The organism is Streptomyces sp. x-80 (assembly GCF_046549095.1).
Lineage (GTDB): Bacteria > Actinomycetota > Actinomycetes > Streptomycetales > Streptomycetaceae > Streptomyces > Streptomyces celluloflavus.
Genome location: NZ_JAJPWM010000021.1, coordinates 20,222 through 37,112 on the forward strand (window position 1 = coordinate 20,222; position 16,891 = coordinate 37,112).

Sequence of the window (16,891 nt, forward strand, 5' to 3'; positions counted from 1 at the left end):
CCGTAAGCGTCTGGCATCAACTCCCAGGGGGAACCCGTGACCATCGCCATGCCCACCGCTACCGTCGAAGGCATCCAGCTCACCGTCACCGCCTTCCGCCCGGACGCCGTCATCGGCACCATCGGGCTGCCCACGCTGCTGCAGCTCGTCCCCTCCCCGAAGGCCGAGGAGGACAAGCGGGCGCTGAAGTACGCGTCCGGTTCGGTGCGCCGCCACGCCGAGGTGCGCGCCCTGGTCCAGCGCATGCTGAAGTCGACGCAGAAGGGGCGGAACGTCGCCGCGTACGCCTCCTACATCGCGAGCGGCGTCAGTGGCGGGCACGGTGCCGCGTGGTCCACGCCGCCCATCACGCTCTGGCTGGACGGCCAGCCGGGCTCAGTCGGCGAAGAGCTCGTCGCGGGCAGCGGGATCTGCCGGATCACGGTACTGCCGGGTTCTCCCGTGGTGGCCATCGATGGAGAGACCCAGGTCACGGCCTGGCATGAGCTCTACGACGACCCGGAGCGGTTCGGCGTGACATTCGAGCAGCTGAGCCAGGTCCGGGTGCCCTTCGAGCTCTACTTCGGGCTCAGCGTTCAGGATGCCCGGCAGATCTTCTACGACCGCAACGTCGAGGGCGTACCCGTCGCCAAGAACCTCGCCATGTCCATGGACCAGCGCGACATCGGCACCCAGATCGCGCACCGTATCGCTGAGACCGTCAAGGTCGAGCACGACGGAAAGGTCGTACCGCTCACCAAGCTCGTCCAGAACCGCAAGCGGCAGCTCACCAAGACCGACCCCGAGGTCGTCACGCTCTCCGCGCTGCGCGTCCTGGTCATCACCGCGCTGCACGGACGCGCGGGGCTGAACCTGTCCTCGTCCACGGTGCACGACACCGATCTCTCGGACGGCGTGGACATGGAGCAGGCCGAGCGGGAACTCGTGCCGCTGCTGTCGCAGCTGATCGCCGGGCTGTTCCCCCACTTCGCGGCGCGTGATGCGATCAGCGCTCCCGCTGTCCTCGCCGGCATCGGCATCGCTGCTCATCAGGCGACGAGTTGGGCGGCGACCGGCACGCGGCTGAGCTCGGATGAGCTGGTGCACCTTCTCGAGCCGGTGCGCTTCGAGCGTGAGGCCCGCTACTGGGACGGGGTTGCAGCCAGCGCCAACGCCGCCGGCACCCTCAACTTCGGCGGCGGCGCCAAGGACTCCGGCGGCCGGGTGGCCGACGCGATCCTCGGTCCCGACACGGACCACGGCCGCCGCATCCGGGGCTGGTAACGGAATGACACCCGCACCGGGCTGCAGCAGCTCCCGGTGCACTGCCGTGAATCCTGAAGCCCACCTGGGCGGGGCGGCTCCGCCGAGTCGGGGCCGCCCCGCCCATGCGCACCCCACGTGAGACCGGAGGACAGAGTGAACGCACTCGAAATGCGTGAAGTGGAAGACCTGCTCAGGGACCTCATCAGGTCCGCAGGACTCGACTGGCTGATCGACGAGCTCGACGAGGCCATCGCCACCGGCGTCGCGGAGGAGAAGCTCCTTCAGCGCCGCCGCGGCACGCCCACCGAGGAGTACGAAGCACTCGCCGTCGCGGATATGGGCACAGACACTTTTCACAGGTCCCTCAAGCGCGGGGCGTCCGTAGTGGTAACCACCCGCCCCATGACCGCTCGCGAGCGTACGGAACTGCATCTCGACGCGCTGCGCCGGCTGTTCCTGGAACTGCCCGAGATCGAAGCGGAAACCCTCAAGATCGTGAACGCTGAGGATGATCTGCACCGCGCACCCGTGCGCAGCGTTCGGTTCGCCCCCGACGAGGAACTCAGCGGGCACCGCGATCAGACCCATGAAGTCGCCACCCGCCTTCCCGAAGACACCCGCGCACACCTTCAGAACCTGTTCCGCGAAGCGCGCGAGGAGATCAGCCGATGAGCGCCGTCAGCACTCTGCTGCACGAGATCCAGACCCTGCTCGCTGGCCCCGGCGTCTCCTACACCTCCGCATCTCAGCCCTGGGACGTCTATGAGGGGTACCTCTTCTCCCTGGCAACCTCCACCGCGAGCAGCTTGGGAGCCTCCGTCCGCTACAGGGACGTCGACGGGAACGCCGTCAGCAATCTGGTGTTCCGCACCAGCCCCGGCCAGCTCTACAGCACCACACACCCGTACACCCACGCCGTGGTGGAATTCGACCGCGCCCCGGCGCTGGAGGTACACCTCGGCGTCCAGGTCCAGGGGAACTCCGGCGTGCTGCACGAGTGCGACGTCCTGATCCTGCCCGCCGACGAGGCGGCGCTCTCGCGGCAGATCCGGATGGCACCGCGGGGCAACAAGTGCTTGCTGGCCATCGAGTGCAAGTACTACACCGCCAGCCGGGTCGGCATCGGCCACGCGCGCAATTTCGAGGGGTTGCACGCCGACCTGCGGACCACCCGCAACCTGTTCGTGTCCAACACGGGGGCATCGAGCGTGGTCAAGTACTTGTCCGCCCGCAAGCGCGGATACGAGCGGGAAGTCGTGCCGGCCAACGTCAACACCGTCGGCTACACCCGCGGTCAGATCCGCGAGGCGTTCAAGATCTATCTCGGCAAGACAGCTCCGTCCACGGTGATCTAGTTCGGACCACGCACTTGACTCCATGACATAATTATCGTGTCATGGAGTCGTGCTGTACGCGACCCCTTCCCTGAACGCCGACGACCAGCGGGCCCTCGAAGAGATCGAGAGCATGCGCCGCTCCCTGCGGCACATGCTCCGAGCCACCCCACGCTGGACCCGCCAGCTGCGCCGCAACCTCACCGCCCGCGCAATCGCCGGATCGAACACCATCGAGGGATACGCGGCGACGGTCGATGACGTGGAAGCCCTCATGTCCGGTGAGGAACCCCTGGAGACCGGGGAGAAGACGCGTGCCGAGCTGGAGGGCTACCAGCGCGGTATGACCTACATCCAGGCCCTCGCCGACGCCGGAGACGACTTCCGGTACGACGCCGGCCTGCTCAACGGCCTGCACTTCATGCTCCAGGGCCACCACCTCGACAAACGCCCCGGCCGCTGGCGCGACGGACCTGTCTACGTCACCAGCCCCGACGACCCCCTGGTCCCCGCCTACACGGCTCCGGACAAGGCGGACGTTCCTGCCCTGATGGCGGAGTTCATCGACTGGCTCAACGAGGGCGACCTCGACGCACCCGTACACGTCCGCGCCTCCATGGCACACCTCAATCTCGTCAAGATCCATCCGTGGAAGGACGGCAACGGGCGCATGTCCCGCGCCCTGTCCACCCTGGTCTTCTCTCGCGAGGCTCTGGTGCCCCCCGAGTTCTCCTCCATTGAGGAGTGGCTCGGCCGGGGGCAGAACACGTACGCCTACTACCAGATCCTGGAAGACGTGGGCGGCCCGCACTGGAGCCCCGAGCGGGACACCCGGCCCTGGATCCGGTTCTGCCTGACCGCCCACCATCGCCAGGCCCAGCAGGCCCAGCGCCGCTTCGATGTCATGTCGCGAGCCTGGACCCGCCTGGTCGAAGGCGTCGAAGCAGCCGGCCTGGACGAACGGGTCGTCTACGCCCTGCTTCCCGCGTTCTCGGACGCGAAGGTGCGCCGCACCGTCTACCAGCAGGACGCCGACCTCAGCGACCAGCAGGCCATCCGCGACATCCGGGAGCTCGTCGCCCGCGGCTGGCTCGTCCCTCACGGCAAGGCCCGCGCCCGCTACTACGCCCCCGGGCCCCTCATGGACCCGGTCCGGGACGAGGTCCGCCAGTCGATGGAGCCGTACACAGATCCCTACCGGCGGGAGCACTGACCCACCCCACCGTCGTCGGCGCTTACGCCGCCAAGCCGGCCGAGATGTCCTGCATCTCGTCGAGCCGCTGCCGCAGACCTTGTTCTTGGCCGCTGATGCACTGCGCGTAAGCGGCGAACAACATGGCCACGCTGGTGCCGGCCCATTCGGCCACCTGAGCAGGTGGGATGCCGTTGTTCAGCCATGTCGTCAGTTGGGTGTGCCGCAGGTCGTAAACACGTCGTCCCGTCGGTGATGCGTAAACATGCGGTGGCAAGATCTCGCTGCGAGCGTGGTCCCATGTGCGGCGGTAGACGGAGCCCGCAAGGACTCCGCCACGCTCCCCGGAGAAGAGACGATCGCCGGGGCGCAAGCGTGCCTCCTGAATGTGTGCCCGCAATATGCGGAGGAGGCCGGGTGGGCACGGAACTATGCGCGTTTCACCCTCAGCTCTGCCTTTGAGATGCCGCTGATCATGCCGGGTTCCGCTATCGGTCCACGTACGCCCGATCTCAGGCTCGGCAGCGTGCACCACGATCTCGGCCCACTGACTCTCCCCCGGGCCCGGCGCGACGACGTCTGAGACGCGCAGTGCAACGGCCTCTTCCGGCCGCAGCCCCGTGGCATACAGCGTGGCGAAGAACGCATGCAGCCTCCGCCCGCCTCGCGGCCGATTCCGTATCCAGTCGAGCAACTCCGCCACCTGCTCCGCATTGAGCAGACGGCGTCGATCAATCGCACCACCGGTCCGCGGCATTTGCCCCCGCCCCTTGGGCAGCGGATCGGACACCAGAATCCCGCGGGAAATCGCGTACCTCATCACCAAATTCAGAATCCGCCGAAGCCGCTTCACGGATGAGGCCGCCGCCCTTCTGCCGTCCAGCAGCGTCCCCAGTACCAGCAACACGTCCTGCACCACGAGCGGATCGGTCCAGGCGTCCATGGCCGGAGTGTGCCGTCGCACCCAACCGAGTACCGCAGCGACATCCTCCGGCGCGCCATCACGGCGACCGGTATTGAATGCCCAATTATCCAGCGACGTACGCACCCGGCAAGAGGGGACACCGGGTGGATCTCGGTCCATCAGCGCGGTCGTAACGATCATCAGCGTGCGAGCGGTGTTCCTCCGGTGGTTCGCCGAAACCCGCGGCCACTGGGCGTCCGCGAACTGGATAGCGAAGTCGTACGATCCAGCCCTGCCTTCAGTGCCGACCTCGCGGAGAGCACGCATCGGGGGTACTGCGGGCTCTACCTCCATGATCCCACCGACAGGGGGTGCCCGATGGAGCCCCTCCTCGCTGACACCTCACATGGCCCCTCAAGCGGTCGCGGCCCTAGCGGCCCGCCGATGCAGACGGGGCCCGCGAACCCCCTCGCGCCCCGCCCCAACCAGACGACTTGGCCGAGCAAGGTCGTCCCACATGCGTCCCCCGAAAAGCCTGACGATACGTCACAGACCGACAAAAGCGCAGGTCAGAAGGATAGGAACGGGAGTAGACTGGGTGCCTTCTAAGCACTTGGCCGCAGGTTCGAGTCCTGCCGGGGGCGCCAGCGCAGGCCCTCCCTTTGGGGAGGGTCTTTTTGCTGGTCAGGCGGGGTTTCAAATAACCAGCGCAGAGGCCGGACGCGCCCCTCGACGGGGTGGGGCACGTCCGGCGGTGTCCGGCTGAAACCGGGTTTCTGCGGGTGGCGGCGGAGAATACGCGGAGAAGTTTTCACGCCCCCGCCGCGGCCGGATCCGGGAGCTCCCCCGCCTGCTCGATCCTGTGCTTCAAGTCGTCGAGTTGCCCGTCGATGCAGCGGGCGTAAGTGGCCAGCAGTACGGGGACACTGTTGCCCGCCCACTCGGCCACGGTCGCGGCCGGAACGCCGGCGTTGAGCCAGTTGGTCAGGCAGGTGTGCCGGAGGTCGTACACGCGGCGACCAAGGGGGGTTCCGAATTCGTAGGAGGTGAGCACTTCCTTCCGCGCCCGCCGCCACGCTCGCCTGATCACGGACCCGGCCAGGTCTCCTCCCTTCTCTCCCTGCATCAGCAGATCGCCGGGCTTCAGTCCTTGCTTCTCGATGTGAGCACGGAGGATCCGCGTCAGTCCGGGGCGGCAGGGCGCCGTACGGGTGTCGTCGGCGGCCCGCCCCTTGAGTCCGCGCTCCTCGCGCACCTCCCCCGTGTTCGTCCACTGCTTGCCGACCTCGGGGTGAGCAGTGTGGAGCAGCAGCTCGCCCCACTGGTCGGCGGCGTCCGCGTCAGGCAGGCGTACGTCCCCGACGTCGATCGCCACGACCTCCTCGGGCCGGGCGCCGGTGTAGTACATCGTGGTGAAGAAGGCGTGCAGCCGCCGGCCGCCCCTCGGCCGCGCGTAGATCCAGCCGAGCAGCTTGGCGGCCTGCTCCTTGTTGAGCAGTGACCGTTTGTCGACGGCGGAGGAGGTCTTAGCTGCCGTGGCGCCCTTACCCTTCGGCAGCGGGTTCTCCTTGAGCACCTTCTTCTTGATGGCGTACTCGAAGAGCACGTTCAAGACGCGCTTGGTCCGTCGGACCGAGCTGGCGGCCACGGGCGTCCCGTCCAGCTTCGCGGCCGGCGCGCTGAAGGCGACGCCCCGTCCCTGGGTAGCGGCGCCACTGCACAGGCGAGCGCCGACTACGCCCGCCATTTGGCAGCAGCCGGGGATGTCTGCTCGGCAGAATCCGGCCTGCCGGTGTACCTGGTCAGTCAGTAGTTCGGCCAGCGTGTGTGGTCGTGACGCAGTTTTCTCGGGAACCAGCGGTCGACCACGCGGGTTACGCGCCTGGGCGAAGCTGTGGACACGGTGCTCGTGGCAGATCGGAGCGCGGGGCCTGCCAGTGCCCCTGCCTGGGCGGTCGGGAAGTGGCTTGCTGGGACGTTTTGAGGCCGCCGCGGGGCGGTCCACGTCCGGGTGATGAACAGCGGCTCGTAGGGCGGCCGTTGATAGGCGCCTTCGTAGCGGCGGGGCCTTCTGATGGGCAGCCCGGAACGGGTGGAGCCGGCCGGGGGGTAGGCGAACTGTGGGCCCTTCTGCGCGCCTGGTGCGAAGGGGCCGATGGGGTCGAACTGGACCTGCTCCCTCAGGAAGTCGAGGTCCTCGGTGCTGATGGCCGTCGGGGCGTGACCGTCACCTGACTTCCTGACCGGCGGGTCTTCAAGGACTTTAATCTCGACGGCCAGTGACCGTTTCCGGGTGGGGCTTTCGGTGATGCGGTCCCACGCGCCCTCCCAGAGCCGGATTCTGCGCGGGGAGACCTTCAAGGCTTCCATGAACGCCGTGAGGTGGGCGCGTGAGGGTACCGCCTCGCCGCGGAGTATGACGCTGAGGCTGCTCTTGGGCAGCCGGTGGCGCCCGGCAGGAGTCAGACCTGCCGCACTCTGCAGGTCCCCCAGGGATGGCTGGCCTTCTCTGGCCCGCAGCTCGACCATGGCTTCGTGCAGTTTGCCGAAGCTGTCGATGAGCTCGGGGTGGGTCATCACGGAGCGCAACGAGCTGGCCAGATCCCGGAACTCCGGATCGGCTCCCGCGCGACGGCGTTCTTCTTCGGCCCGGCGCGCGGCCTTCCACAACCGCACCGCTTCACCCGTGTCCGCGTCGCATGCCTTCGCGTAAGCGAGGACCAGGCGGCGGGTTGGGACCTTGCGGCCGCTGGCGCCTCGCGACAGCACCGACGCGGTGAACCGGTAGTCGGTCAGTTTGGCCATCGCCGCGTAGGTGACGCCTTGGCGCTCGCGCTGTGAGCGTAGCCACAGCGCGAGCGCCTCGGACTGCCGGGTGTCTGCGGCAACGGCGTTCTCACGCCGTCCCATGGGTGCGGTCAGACTGCTTCGAGTGGCGGACCCGATGTTCGCATGGCCCTGATGGTCCGACAGGCGACGCAGAGAGCCCCGGTGATGAATTCGAAGGCGCCCCATATCGGCATCCCGAGGACTGTAAGTCCTGCGGCCACGATGATGATCACGAGCACGATGACCACCTCGGGAGTTGACAGAGGTCCCTGGGAAGGACCACCGCCCGGGGCCAGCGGGAAGAGTAACGAAAGCATGTTTGTGCCTACCTGTCGTTGTGTCACACCTCGTGCGAGGCACGGGATTTGGCTGCACCGTGAACTGCTGACGGCGACTTCCAGGTCTGCTCGCCAACCGCTGGATCTTCTCACCAGTGACCCGACCATCACAATCCGTGGCCCCCTGGGCTGGGCCATTGATTCGCAGACGTCTGCCTGTTCACCACCGGAGGATGGCGAACAGGCGGACGAGCAGAATGCCTACGAGCCAGGCAACGCAAGTCGGGGAAATGGAACCGGTGGTTTCATTCATTTTCGTCCAGGTGGCATTGCCGAAGCGGGGCACCGGGTGCCACGCTCCTCGTCAACGCTGCCTCCGGCACCCGTGCCGAGGTTCCCCTGGCGTCGTGGCTGCACCATGAAACAGGGACCGGGCATCACCGTGTTCCAGCGCGGCGCCCACGAGGGTGGCGCATCCTCTCCGGATGCGACCACCCTCCACACCCTCCGTCGGGATTTCCCAGAGCAGGCGTCGGCACATGGGATACGCCACATCGTGTGCTCACGGTGCGCACCGCGCCTGCGGCCACCTCCCGCCAGGTGGGAGCAAGAGTCCGGCCTTCTGCCGAGCGCGTGTCAGGCGGGAAGCAACTTCGGCCAGCGCCCATGGTCATCGCTCTTCGGCGGCCAGCCCTGCGGGTAGCGCCTGCCCATGTCGGGCCCAGGTGAAGGTGACACGCACTTCCCTGTTGACCAACCATCAGACGTGGGTTTGCAGAAAGGTCAGGAAAGCAAGGGACAAAGTCGCCGTGCCGGCGAAGGCGACTCCTCCGCGCAGGATCGCGGCGGTGAGGCTGACCCCGCTGCTGCGTGCCAGCAGCACGGTCGCGCTGGCCACGGCGGCGCAGAAGAGGGCGTCTATGGCCATGACCAAGCAGAGCAGCACTAGGTGATCAATGGATGAGTGCATCGCTTCTCCCCAACACGCAGTAGCAGTTGGCCGCGAGGTTGAGGCATTCGGTGTTCACCGGCGTTCGCAATGAACAAAGATGGTCCTACATGGATTAATGGGGAGGTCAGCGCCGCTATGGAAGCTGCCGATGATGACGTGTTGACGACGCTGGCGGCACAGTTACGCAAGTTACGGGTCAAGCGTGGCCTGCAAGTCGGGGGGCTCCTGCAACGGACGGGCCTAGGGCGCACCACGATCAGCAAAGCGCTCAACGGTCGCGATATACCGTCCGAGGAGACGGTGCTCAAGTTGGCGCGGGCGTTGAAGGCAGATGCCGGGCCGTTGCTCGACCTTCGCCAAAAGGCCTGCGACCGCATGCAGCCATCCGTTTCACACGCTGTTGTGCGCCGGCCGGGCAAGCCCGCCGGATTCCTGAAGCGCTACCTCGACTACGTCGTCCAACGGAACTCGCACCTCACTGTGGTCGGGCTGGACCTCAGCCGCCCGGACCGAGCGCGCTGGCCGCTGGACGCGGCCTACCTCAGCCTCGAACTCGCCGAGGACCAACCCCACAGGGACAGCAGCGACACATCGTCGCCGTACCAGACCGTGGTATGCCGGGCAGAGCGCGCTCTTGCTTCGCGACGACGCATGTTGGTCCGGGGCCTGGCAGGCAGTGGAAAGACGACCCTGCTCCAGTGGCTCGCAGTCTCCACAGCGAAGGACAAGCTTCCCGGCGAACTCAGCGCATGGCGCGGTCTGGTCCCGTTCGCTCTGCCGATGAGAACACTCGTACGCAGCGGGGCGCTTCCGTCGCCCGACCAGTTTCTGGCTTGCGTGGGGGCCCCGATGGCGGGCGCCCAGCCCCCGGGCTGGGCCGATGAGCTTCTTGCCGCCGGCCGTGCCCTCGTGCTGGTGGACGGTGTCGATGAGGTGCGCGAGGCAGACCGGCAAGAGGCTAGGCACTGGCTTGAGCAATTGCTCCACGCCTACCCTCAATCGGCCTTCGTCGTCACGACCCGGCCCTCCGCCGTTCCCGAGGGCTGGTTGGCTCCCTTCGACTTCAGCGAGTTGTCCGTACGCCCGATGGGTACCGCGGACACCAGCCTGTTCGTACAGCGCTGGCATACGGCAGCCCGCCATGGCGCTACGGCTGCTGAACAGGCACAGTTGGGGGACCTGGAGAACTCGCTGCTCGTGACGATGCGGGCGGAGCGGGATGTGGCTCAGCTGTCGACCACCCCCCTGTTGTGCGCCCTGGTCTGCGCGTTGCACCGCGACCGCCGTGGGCACCTGCCACACAGCAGGATGGAGTTGTACGAGGCGGCCTTGGCCATGCTGATGGTGCGCCGCGACCGGGAACGCAGTGTCTCCTCGAACGTGGAGTTGAGTGGGCATCAGGTGCAGCACCTGTTGCAGCGGCTGGCGTACTGGCTCATCCGCAATCAGCAGACCGAGATGGACTACGCCAGGGCTGTGCACCTCATTGAGGATCTTCTGCCAGCGATGCCAGCAGTAGTCGAGCAAGGCGACGCCGAGACGATCCTTCAGCACCTGCTCGGACGCAGCGGCCTTCTACGGCAGCCGACGGCGCGGAGCATCGACTTTGTGCACCGCACCTTTCAGGACTACCTGGGCGCCAAGGCCGCCGTAGAGGCCCACGACTTCCCGCTTCTCGTCAACCATGCGCACGACTCCCAGTGGGAAGACGTAGTGCGCATGGCTATCGCACACGCCCGCCCCATCGAACGTGCCGAACTTCTTGAAGCGCTCGTCGAACGCGGCGACAAGGAGCATGAACACCGGAGCCGCCTTCATCTGCTTGCTGCCGCCAGTCTGCAGTACACAACAGAAATCAATCCCACGGCTCGCACGATGGTCACGCAGCGGGCGAGCGCCCTCATGCCGCCCTATTCATTGAACGAAGCACGTGCTCTTGCCGCCCTGGGGCCGATGGTTCTCGATCTCTTGCCCCGAAGCGCAGAGGGCCTCGATCCAGAGGCGGCGGGCGCATCTATTTCCTGTGCCGGTGCAGTTGGGGGCGACCAGGCGTACGCCTATCTGCAACGATTCATCCCGACGCTCCCTGCTATAGCGCACCAGTTCGGGCTCGTCGATGTCTGGGAGAGCTTTGACGCAGTCAATTACGTCCACGACTTCTTGCTCCCACAGGGTGGCGGCGAGTCGCTGTTCATCACAGTGAAGAACAGCGCGCAGCTGGCAGCCCTCGAACTCATGGCTCCGATTCGGCGCATCAGCTTCCGCCTCCCTGTGACGGAGGACGACCTCATGCCACATTTGTCGGCTGAGCACACAGAGGTCTTGAACGTCGATGAAGGCCGAGGCCTCCGAAGTTTGGCCTTTATCCAGAAGCTTGATCGCCTTGAAAACCTCACCCTACGGGGATGCACACAGATAGCCTCTCTGGATGAGATGGCTGGACACCCCCTCACCAACCTGGGGCTCACGGATGTACCTCAGGGCTTCGCCTGGGAGTCCTTGCGCTGCCTGCCTCAGCTGCATGTCCTTCGTCTCTACACACAGTTCCCCTGGTCCTCGCTACAGGCACCCCCGCTTCCCGCCGGGTTGCGGTCCCTGTGGTTGGGACCGCAAACCAACGTGACCATTGAGGGGCTTGCCCAGCGGAAAGAGCTGCGGGAACTGACGGTCAACCATGTTCTTCAAGCGAAGGAACTCGAAGAGCTCACTGCTCTTCCTCACCTCAAGACACTCCATGCCCGCGAACTGGATCTCCAGTGCGCTCCTTGCTATCCAAGCGTCACTTCCCTCTCCCTCAACCCCGACGGTGTGGATCTCACGCTCGACCACTTGCCGGACCGCTTTCCCAACCTGGAGCGTCTAACTCTGGGCTGCCACAGCAGATGGAATCCTGACCTTTCTCCGCTTCTGGCACTCAAAGGGCTAAAACTGCACATCGGCAACCCTGTCCACGTGACAGGAATTGACCGGTTCCCCGCTGACCGGCTCACGGTCACTGGCGACAGACGAATCGTGTCGTGACCCAGAGCTCCAGCTGAGCCTCCTGGTACAGCGCCACGAACGTACCGGGGGTAGTCGTGGCGCAGCGGAATTCAGGAGCGAGCCTCGTAGTAGCCGAAGCACGCGGCGACTACGGACTGTGTGGGGTGGTGATCAATCGGGTGCCTGTAGGAGGTCGTTGATCCAGATCATCGAGGCGCGTAGGTAGAGGCCAGTGAGGTAGCTTTCGGGTGTCTTGTCGTATCGAGTAGCGATGCCCGCCATGCCTTGAGTTTGTTGATCCGGCGCTCGACGGTGTTCCGTTCCTTGTAGAGGTCGGTGTCGTGGCTGACGGTCCGGCCGCCCCGGCTGCTCTTCTTCTTCCAGTTGGCGGCTTGGTCCCTCTCCTCTGGGATGACCGCCTTGATCTGGCGTTTGTGCAAGTAGGCACGGTTGGTGCGGGATGGGTAGGCCTTGTCTGCGGCGACCGCACGGGGCCGGGTGCGGGGACGGCTGACGGGCAGGCGGACCCGCACCATCGTGAGTACGGGGACGAACTGAGGACTGTCGGCGGTCTGTCCCGCGGTGAGCACGAGCGACAGTGGACGGCATCTGCGGTCCCCGGCGAGATGGCCTTGCTGGTCAGCCCGCCTCGGGACCTGCCGAGCAGGGCGTTGTCCAGCCGGAGCCTGTGGCGTTGCCGCACGCTTCGCCGCCCTTCCCACCCGGGGCCGTTCTGGTCGCCCTGACCGTTCTGTTCCTGGAGACTGCCCCCTTTTCCGGGCCCGCTCCTACTCGGCAGCGGCTTCCTCCAAGGCCTCCATGGGCCTCCTCGCCGATACACATCCCGGCGGCGTCGTGATGGGCGCGGACTGTCGTGGAGTCCACGCTGACCAGGGACAAGTCTGTCCATCCCCGACGGGCGGGGCGGCCTCGGCGATCAGACCTTCCAGCAGTGTGGTGAAGACGCCGGCATCCCTCCTGATGCGGAAGCGGCCGCAGACCGTCGGCCAGGGGCCGAACTCACCGGACATCTCCCGCCACTGGGCACTGGACCACAACCGCCAGATCACCCCTCGAACTGCTCGTGCAGCCGTCCGGGATACGGCCCGAACCCGCCTACCGGCAGGTACGGATCGATGAACTCCCACTGATCGTCGGCGAGTTGCCTATGCGTCACACCCAGCGTCCAACCAGGTTCCGGCCCCACACGGGAATGGAACCCAAGATTGATCACAACCTCACACAGTCCCTAGCAGCCCTGACCGACAAACTCCCCTACGCCCGCGACACCGGCATCCGCTTCATCCTCATCCGCACCACCGCCGGTATCTCCCGCGCCCTCTACGAACCCGTCCTCCAGCGCCTCACCGAACTCGGCGCCCAGGCCCTCGTCCTCTCCGGCGACCCCAACGAAGGCGACATCCTCGCCAACGTCCGCCCCGCCCCATGCCACCGGGCCGCGCCCACTACATCACCCGCAAACGTGGCACTTCGCTGGTCCAGCTGGGCTGGCAACCTGACCTGTAGCCCACCAGAGCGGCAGCCGGCGGCCATGCGTCTCGACAGGGCCTCCGCCCCTACGGCCTGCGAGGCAAGTCCGTACGGGCCGGAGGGAGGTTCTCGGGTGAAGTCACCGCGCATGTGTCGGCGTCGGCTGAGTTCAGCCGACGTCCAGAGCGCGACGCTCACCGACTTCATGGCAAAGATCGAGGGGGTACGCGAAGCGCGACGGAAATCTCTTACCTGTCCTCGTGGAGGCTGAGGTAATGAGGCCGGTCTCGGACGGCGCTCGGATCGTGTTCCGCCCGGAAACTTCCCGGAGTTCACCGGCGGTCCCTTCGACGCCGCGGGAGCGGAGGGCAACTGCTGAGGTCCTCCATCCATCTCCCGGCTTGAGCGTTGACGGACTGGTAGGTGGGGTCGCGGGACTCGTGGTGGAGGCCGGGAATTGTGCTTGAGATCGGGAATCGTGGCCGAGGCCAGGGCTCGTGGTGGAGATCCGGGTCCCTAACTTGATCTTTAACCTGTGCGCCGGGGCTTCGGGGTGGTTGACTTCTTCTTTTGTCGTTTCGCTGGCTGTGTTTTCCGGGGTGTGTGCACGTCGTGGCGGGGTGCGGAATGTGTGTTCCTGTGGCCCGGTGGTCGTCCGGGGCCGGGGCGGGTGGGTTTCGGTGCTCTGGCTGGGCAAGCGGTCTGTGGGCGGATGTGACGGAAGTCGCGGCGGACGCGAGCGGGAGTGAGTCTGTCCGGGGGGGGGCTGGGTTTCTCCCAGGGACGGCGCCGGTCGGCTGCGAGTGGGCGGGCAAGGCGAAGTTGGGTGTAGGCGGCGAGGATCAGCCATGTCCAGCGGTCGGCGGCCTCGGGAGTTCGGATCTTGGGGGAGGTCCAGCCGAGGGTCTGTTTGAACAGGCGGAAAGTGTGCTCGATGTCGAAGCGTCGCAGGTAGGCCTGCCAGAGGCGGTCGGCATCTGCCGTAGTCGCGTCGGTGCCTGACCACCAGAGCCAGACGGGCTTGGGGGTTGCTCCGCTGGGCAGGTGGTCGATGTCCAGGCGGATCACTGTCCCTTCGACGATCGGGAGGGTGCCGTCGGCGGCTGCCCAGGAGGAGCGGTGGGTCAGCTTGGGGTGGAGTCGGTCCCAGGAGCGGGCCCTGGCGATGCCGTAGAGACGTGTGTCGGTGACAGATTCGGTGTCCGGGGCGCCCCAGATGTCGGGCTGTCCGAAGACGAACTCGCTGCCGTGCCGGGGCGGGCGGCCCATCGTGTGTGGCTGTCGGGGCGGGACAGTCCGGCGCAGGACCCGGTCCGAGCGCATCCGGGAGAGTACTTGGACGGGCAGGTCTTGCAGCAGGAACGCAAGGCGGGGTGCGTCATATCCGGCGTCCGCGATGACGAGGACGTCCGGGTCGCCCTCCTGCCACTGCCCAGCGGTGATCAGTCGCTGGAGCAGGTCACGCAGTTGTCGGGCGGTGACCGTGGCGCTGTCGTCCCCGGTGGCCAGGCGGAGGGCGTCCAGCGGCGCGGTCCATGAACTGCGGCCCGGCTCGAGGGCGCAGATGATCGAGTACGGCCAGCCGGGGACAGGGATGTGCTGGTCCTTTCCCCGGCCGTAGGTGTGACACAGGATCCGCTGCGGTGAGGTGTGGGCATCGGGGCGTAGCCAGCAGGTGATGTCGATGGCCAGGACCAGCCGGCCGTCGGCAGCCCGCGGCAGTGGTACCGCGGCCAGTGTCCGCCGCAGCCGGCCGGTATCGACCCGGCCACGGGCGACGGCGGCATAGAGCCCGCCATGACCGCGGCGGTGTTCGCCCACCAGCGACAGCTCGGCCAGCGATCTCACCGGCCCGTCGCCGCACAGGATGGCGTCAGCCAGCTCGAACAGCGCATCCGAACGAGCGGTGAGACAGGCGTAGAACTCGCCCCGGAAGCGTGACAGTTCCGCCAACGGCTCTTGCCGGGCATTGCGATGCAGCAAACTCATCCTCACGGCCTTCGTGCTGAACGTGTGTGTTCCTTGGTCGGAGCACATGTTCAGACGAAGGCCGCTTTGGCGTAAGGCAGTTACCGAACCGAGTGATCAAGTTCGAGGCGCCATTCGACGCCGGACGTTAAAGAAAAAGCTAAGGGCTGTCCCATCATACCTGGTGGATCAGCGCGCGGCGTCAGATGCGGTGCATCGCACGGCGGAGGAGCGTCCGCATACTGGGTGTATATGGACGTTCCGACAACGCGGCGAGGTGCCGTAGCTGTCGTCGCGCGCCCGCCAGGTATGACGGGACAGCCCTTAGGGCGGTGGCTCGGGTCAGGCCGGGGCGGGCCGTTCGTTTCGTTCGGTGTGGTGGGCGAGTTCCGCGTGGGGGTCCGGTGCGTCCGGTGTCGGGGCGGGGTCGGCGTGGACCAGGGCGGCGGTGAGTTTCGGTACGGCGTGCAGCAGTGCGTGCTCGGCGCGGACCGCCACGTCGTGTGCCGCGCGGAGGTTCAGGTCGTCGCTGACGACGATGGCCGTCTCCGCGCGCAGTCTGTGTCCGATCCAGCGCAGCCGCAGTTCGCCCACGGCGCGGACGCCGGGGACTGCCAGGAGTGCCTGTTCCGCGGTGTCGACCAGTGCGGGGTCGACGGCGTCCATCACCCGGCGGAACACCTCGCGTGCGACGTCACGCAGTACCAGCAGGATCGCCACGGTGATGGCCAGGCCCACGATCGGGTCGGCCGACCGCCAGCCCATGGCGGACCCGCCCGCGCCGATCAGTACGGCGAGGGAGGTGAAGCCGTCCGTCCGGGCGTGGAGTCCGTCCGCGACCAGGGCGGCCGAACCGATCTCGCGGCCGACGCGGATGCGGTACCGCGCCACCCACTCGTTGCCGAGGAAACCGATCACGGCGGCGACGGCCACCGTCGGCAGATGGCTGACCTCTTCGGGGTGGAGCAGGCGGTCGATCGCGGTCCAGGCGGCGTACGCGGCCGAGGCTGTGATCGTCAGCACGATGACGATGCCGGCCAGATCCTCGGCCCGGCCGTAGCCGTAGGTGTACCGGCGGTTCGCCGCCTTGCGCCCGAGGACGAAGGCGACGCCGAGCGGCAGGGCGGTCAGGGCGTCGGCGGCGTTGTGGACGGTGTCGCCCAATAGGGCCACCGACCCGGACAGGGCCACGACCGCGCCCTGTGCGAGCGCCGTCGCGCCCAGGACGGCAAGCGATGTCCACAGCGCGCGCATGCCCCGGGCGGAGGACTCCACCGCCCGGTCGATCTTGTCGACGGACTCGTGGGAGTGCGGTCGCAGGAGGTGCAATCTCATGAGGTGCGTGCCCATGAGGTGTGCGCCCATGAGGTGTGCGCCCATGAGGTGTGCGCCCATGAGGTGTGCGCTCCGGTGGCGCCAACGTGTCCAGGGGCGGGCTGCGGACCGGCGCCCCGCAGGCTGATGGCCGCCGCCGTGCGGGTGGCCGTGGCCGTGGCCACGGCCGTGACCGTGACCGTGACCGTGGTGGTCGTAGCGCTGATCGCGAAGGTCCTGGCCCTGATCACGGCGGTCCTGGCCCTGATCGCGATGGTCGTGGACGGGATCGCGGCGGTCCTGGCCGGGATCCTGGCTGTGCCCGTGGCGCTGTTGCGGTGAGTGGGCGTGTCCGTGCTGATCGCTCACGAGAGTCCGCCTTTCGACGTGGGGCAGAGCAAC

Annotated in this window: 12 protein-coding genes and 2 pseudogenes; 7 read left to right on the forward strand and 7 right to left on the reverse strand. The window is 66.9% G+C overall.

What is annotated here, in order from left to right; translation table 11 throughout:
- Positions 1 to 36 precede the first annotated feature (36 nt).
- The 4 genes from ACLJWH_RS33090 to ACLJWH_RS33105 all read left to right on the forward strand — a co-directional run bounded on the left by ACLJWH_RS33090 (position 37) and on the right by ACLJWH_RS33105 (position 3,792).
- Positions 37 to 1,263, forward strand: a complete 1,227-nt coding sequence (locus ACLJWH_RS33090; RefSeq protein ID WP_411145472.1) for a DNA sulfur modification protein DndB — start codon at positions 37 to 39, stop codon at positions 1,261 to 1,263.
- A 135-nt stretch (positions 1,264 to 1,398) separates the two neighbouring features.
- Positions 1,399 to 1,917: a hypothetical protein gene (locus ACLJWH_RS33095; RefSeq protein WP_411145473.1), complete on the forward strand. Its 519-nt coding sequence runs from the start codon at positions 1,399 to 1,401 to the stop codon at positions 1,915 to 1,917.
- On the forward strand, positions 1,914 to 2,600 hold the full coding sequence (locus ACLJWH_RS33100) for a hypothetical protein (protein WP_411145474.1): 687 nt from the start codon (positions 1,914 to 1,916) through the stop codon (positions 2,598 to 2,600). Before ACLJWH_RS33095 ends, ACLJWH_RS33100 begins: the two co-directional genes overlap by 4 nt.
- A gap of 49 nt (positions 2,601 to 2,649) precedes the next feature.
- Positions 2,650 to 3,792 (forward strand): Fic family protein, encoded by a 1,143-nt coding sequence (locus tag ACLJWH_RS33105; protein ID WP_411145475.1) that lies wholly within the window; start codon positions 2,650 to 2,652, stop codon positions 3,790 to 3,792.
- Positions 3,793 to 3,814: 22 nt separating this feature from the next.
- Here the strand turns inward: ACLJWH_RS33105 and ACLJWH_RS33110 are convergent, their stop codons facing one another.
- From ACLJWH_RS33110 to ACLJWH_RS33125, 4 genes are all read right to left on the reverse strand, one after another.
- Entirely contained in the window at positions 3,815 to 4,714 is a 900-nt protein-coding gene (locus ACLJWH_RS33110; protein WP_411145476.1) for a tyrosine-type recombinase/integrase, read from the reverse strand.
- Between the two features lie 772 nt (positions 4,715 to 5,486).
- On the reverse strand, positions 5,487 to 6,287 hold the full coding sequence (locus ACLJWH_RS33115; RefSeq protein WP_411145477.1) for a tyrosine-type recombinase/integrase: 801 nt from the start codon (positions 6,285 to 6,287) through the stop codon (positions 5,487 to 5,489).
- A gap of 194 nt (positions 6,288 to 6,481) precedes the next feature.
- The gene (locus ACLJWH_RS33120; protein WP_411145478.1) at positions 6,482 to 7,585 is read right to left on the reverse strand and encodes a helix-turn-helix domain-containing protein; all 1,104 of its coding nucleotides are present in this window, start codon (positions 7,583 to 7,585) and stop codon (positions 6,482 to 6,484) included.
- 957 nt (positions 7,586 to 8,542) lie between these two features.
- A complete protein-coding gene (locus ACLJWH_RS33125) occupies positions 8,543 to 8,752 on the reverse strand; it encodes a hypothetical protein (protein ID WP_411145479.1) in 210 nt (69 codons plus the stop codon).
- Positions 8,753 to 8,869: 117 nt separating this feature from the next.
- Between ACLJWH_RS33125 and ACLJWH_RS33130 the strand changes: the two genes are divergently transcribed.
- Entirely contained in the window at positions 8,870 to 11,755 is a 2,886-nt protein-coding gene (locus ACLJWH_RS33130; protein WP_411145480.1) for an NACHT domain-containing protein, read from the forward strand.
- Positions 11,756 to 11,887: 132 nt separating this feature from the next.
- Here ACLJWH_RS33130 and ACLJWH_RS33135 read toward each other — a convergent pair.
- Positions 11,888 to 12,893 (reverse strand): annotated as a pseudogene (locus ACLJWH_RS33135) (IS5 family transposase).
- A 72-nt stretch (positions 12,894 to 12,965) separates the two neighbouring features.
- On the opposite strand from ACLJWH_RS33135, the pseudogene ACLJWH_RS33140 reads away from it, so the two are divergent.
- Positions 12,966 to 13,243 (forward strand): annotated as a pseudogene (locus ACLJWH_RS33140) (hypothetical protein); the annotation flags it as partial.
- Positions 13,244 to 13,735: 492 nt separating this feature from the next.
- Here the strand turns inward: ACLJWH_RS33140 and ACLJWH_RS33145 are convergent.
- Complete coding sequence (locus ACLJWH_RS33145; RefSeq protein WP_411145481.1) at positions 13,736 to 15,196, reverse strand: NF041680 family putative transposase; 1,461 nt, start codon at positions 15,194 to 15,196, stop codon at positions 13,736 to 13,738.
- A 321-nt stretch (positions 15,197 to 15,517) separates the two neighbouring features.
- Positions 15,518 to 16,570: a cation diffusion facilitator family transporter gene (locus ACLJWH_RS33150; RefSeq protein WP_411145482.1), complete on the reverse strand. Its 1,053-nt coding sequence runs from the start codon at positions 16,568 to 16,570 to the stop codon at positions 15,518 to 15,520.
- Here ACLJWH_RS33150 and ACLJWH_RS33155 point away from each other — a divergent pair.
- Positions 16,514 to 16,831, forward strand: coding sequence for a hypothetical protein (locus ACLJWH_RS33155; protein ID WP_411145588.1), 318 nt, complete (start codon positions 16,514 to 16,516; stop codon positions 16,829 to 16,831). The genes ACLJWH_RS33150 and ACLJWH_RS33155 overlap by 57 nt on opposite strands.
- Positions 16,832 to 16,891 lie beyond the last annotated feature (60 nt).

Bases quoted from the DNA above. Each gene is read 5' to 3' on its own strand.
- ACLJWH_RS33110 (WP_411145476.1), bottom strand. From the start codon at position 4,714: ATGGACGCCTGGACCGATCCGCTCGTGGTGCAGGACGTGTTGCTGGTA.
- ACLJWH_RS33145 (WP_411145481.1), bottom strand. From the start codon at position 15,196: ATGAGTTTGCTGCATCGCAATGCCCGGCAAGAGCCGTTGGCGGAACTG.
- ACLJWH_RS33120 (WP_411145478.1), bottom strand. From the start codon at position 7,585: ATGGGACGGCGTGAGAACGCCGTTGCCGCAGACACCCGGCAGTCCGAG.
- ACLJWH_RS33150 (WP_411145482.1), bottom strand. From the start codon at position 16,570: ATGGGCGCACACCTCATGGGCGCACACCTCATGGGCGCACACCTCATG.
- ACLJWH_RS33125 (WP_411145479.1), bottom strand. From the start codon at position 8,752: ATGCACTCATCCATTGATCACCTAGTGCTGCTCTGCTTGGTCATGGCC.
- ACLJWH_RS33100 (WP_411145474.1), top strand. From the start codon at position 1,914: ATGAGCGCCGTCAGCACTCTGCTGCACGAGATCCAGACCCTGCTCGCT.
- ACLJWH_RS33130 (WP_411145480.1), top strand. From the start codon at position 8,870: ATGGAAGCTGCCGATGATGACGTGTTGACGACGCTGGCGGCACAGTTA.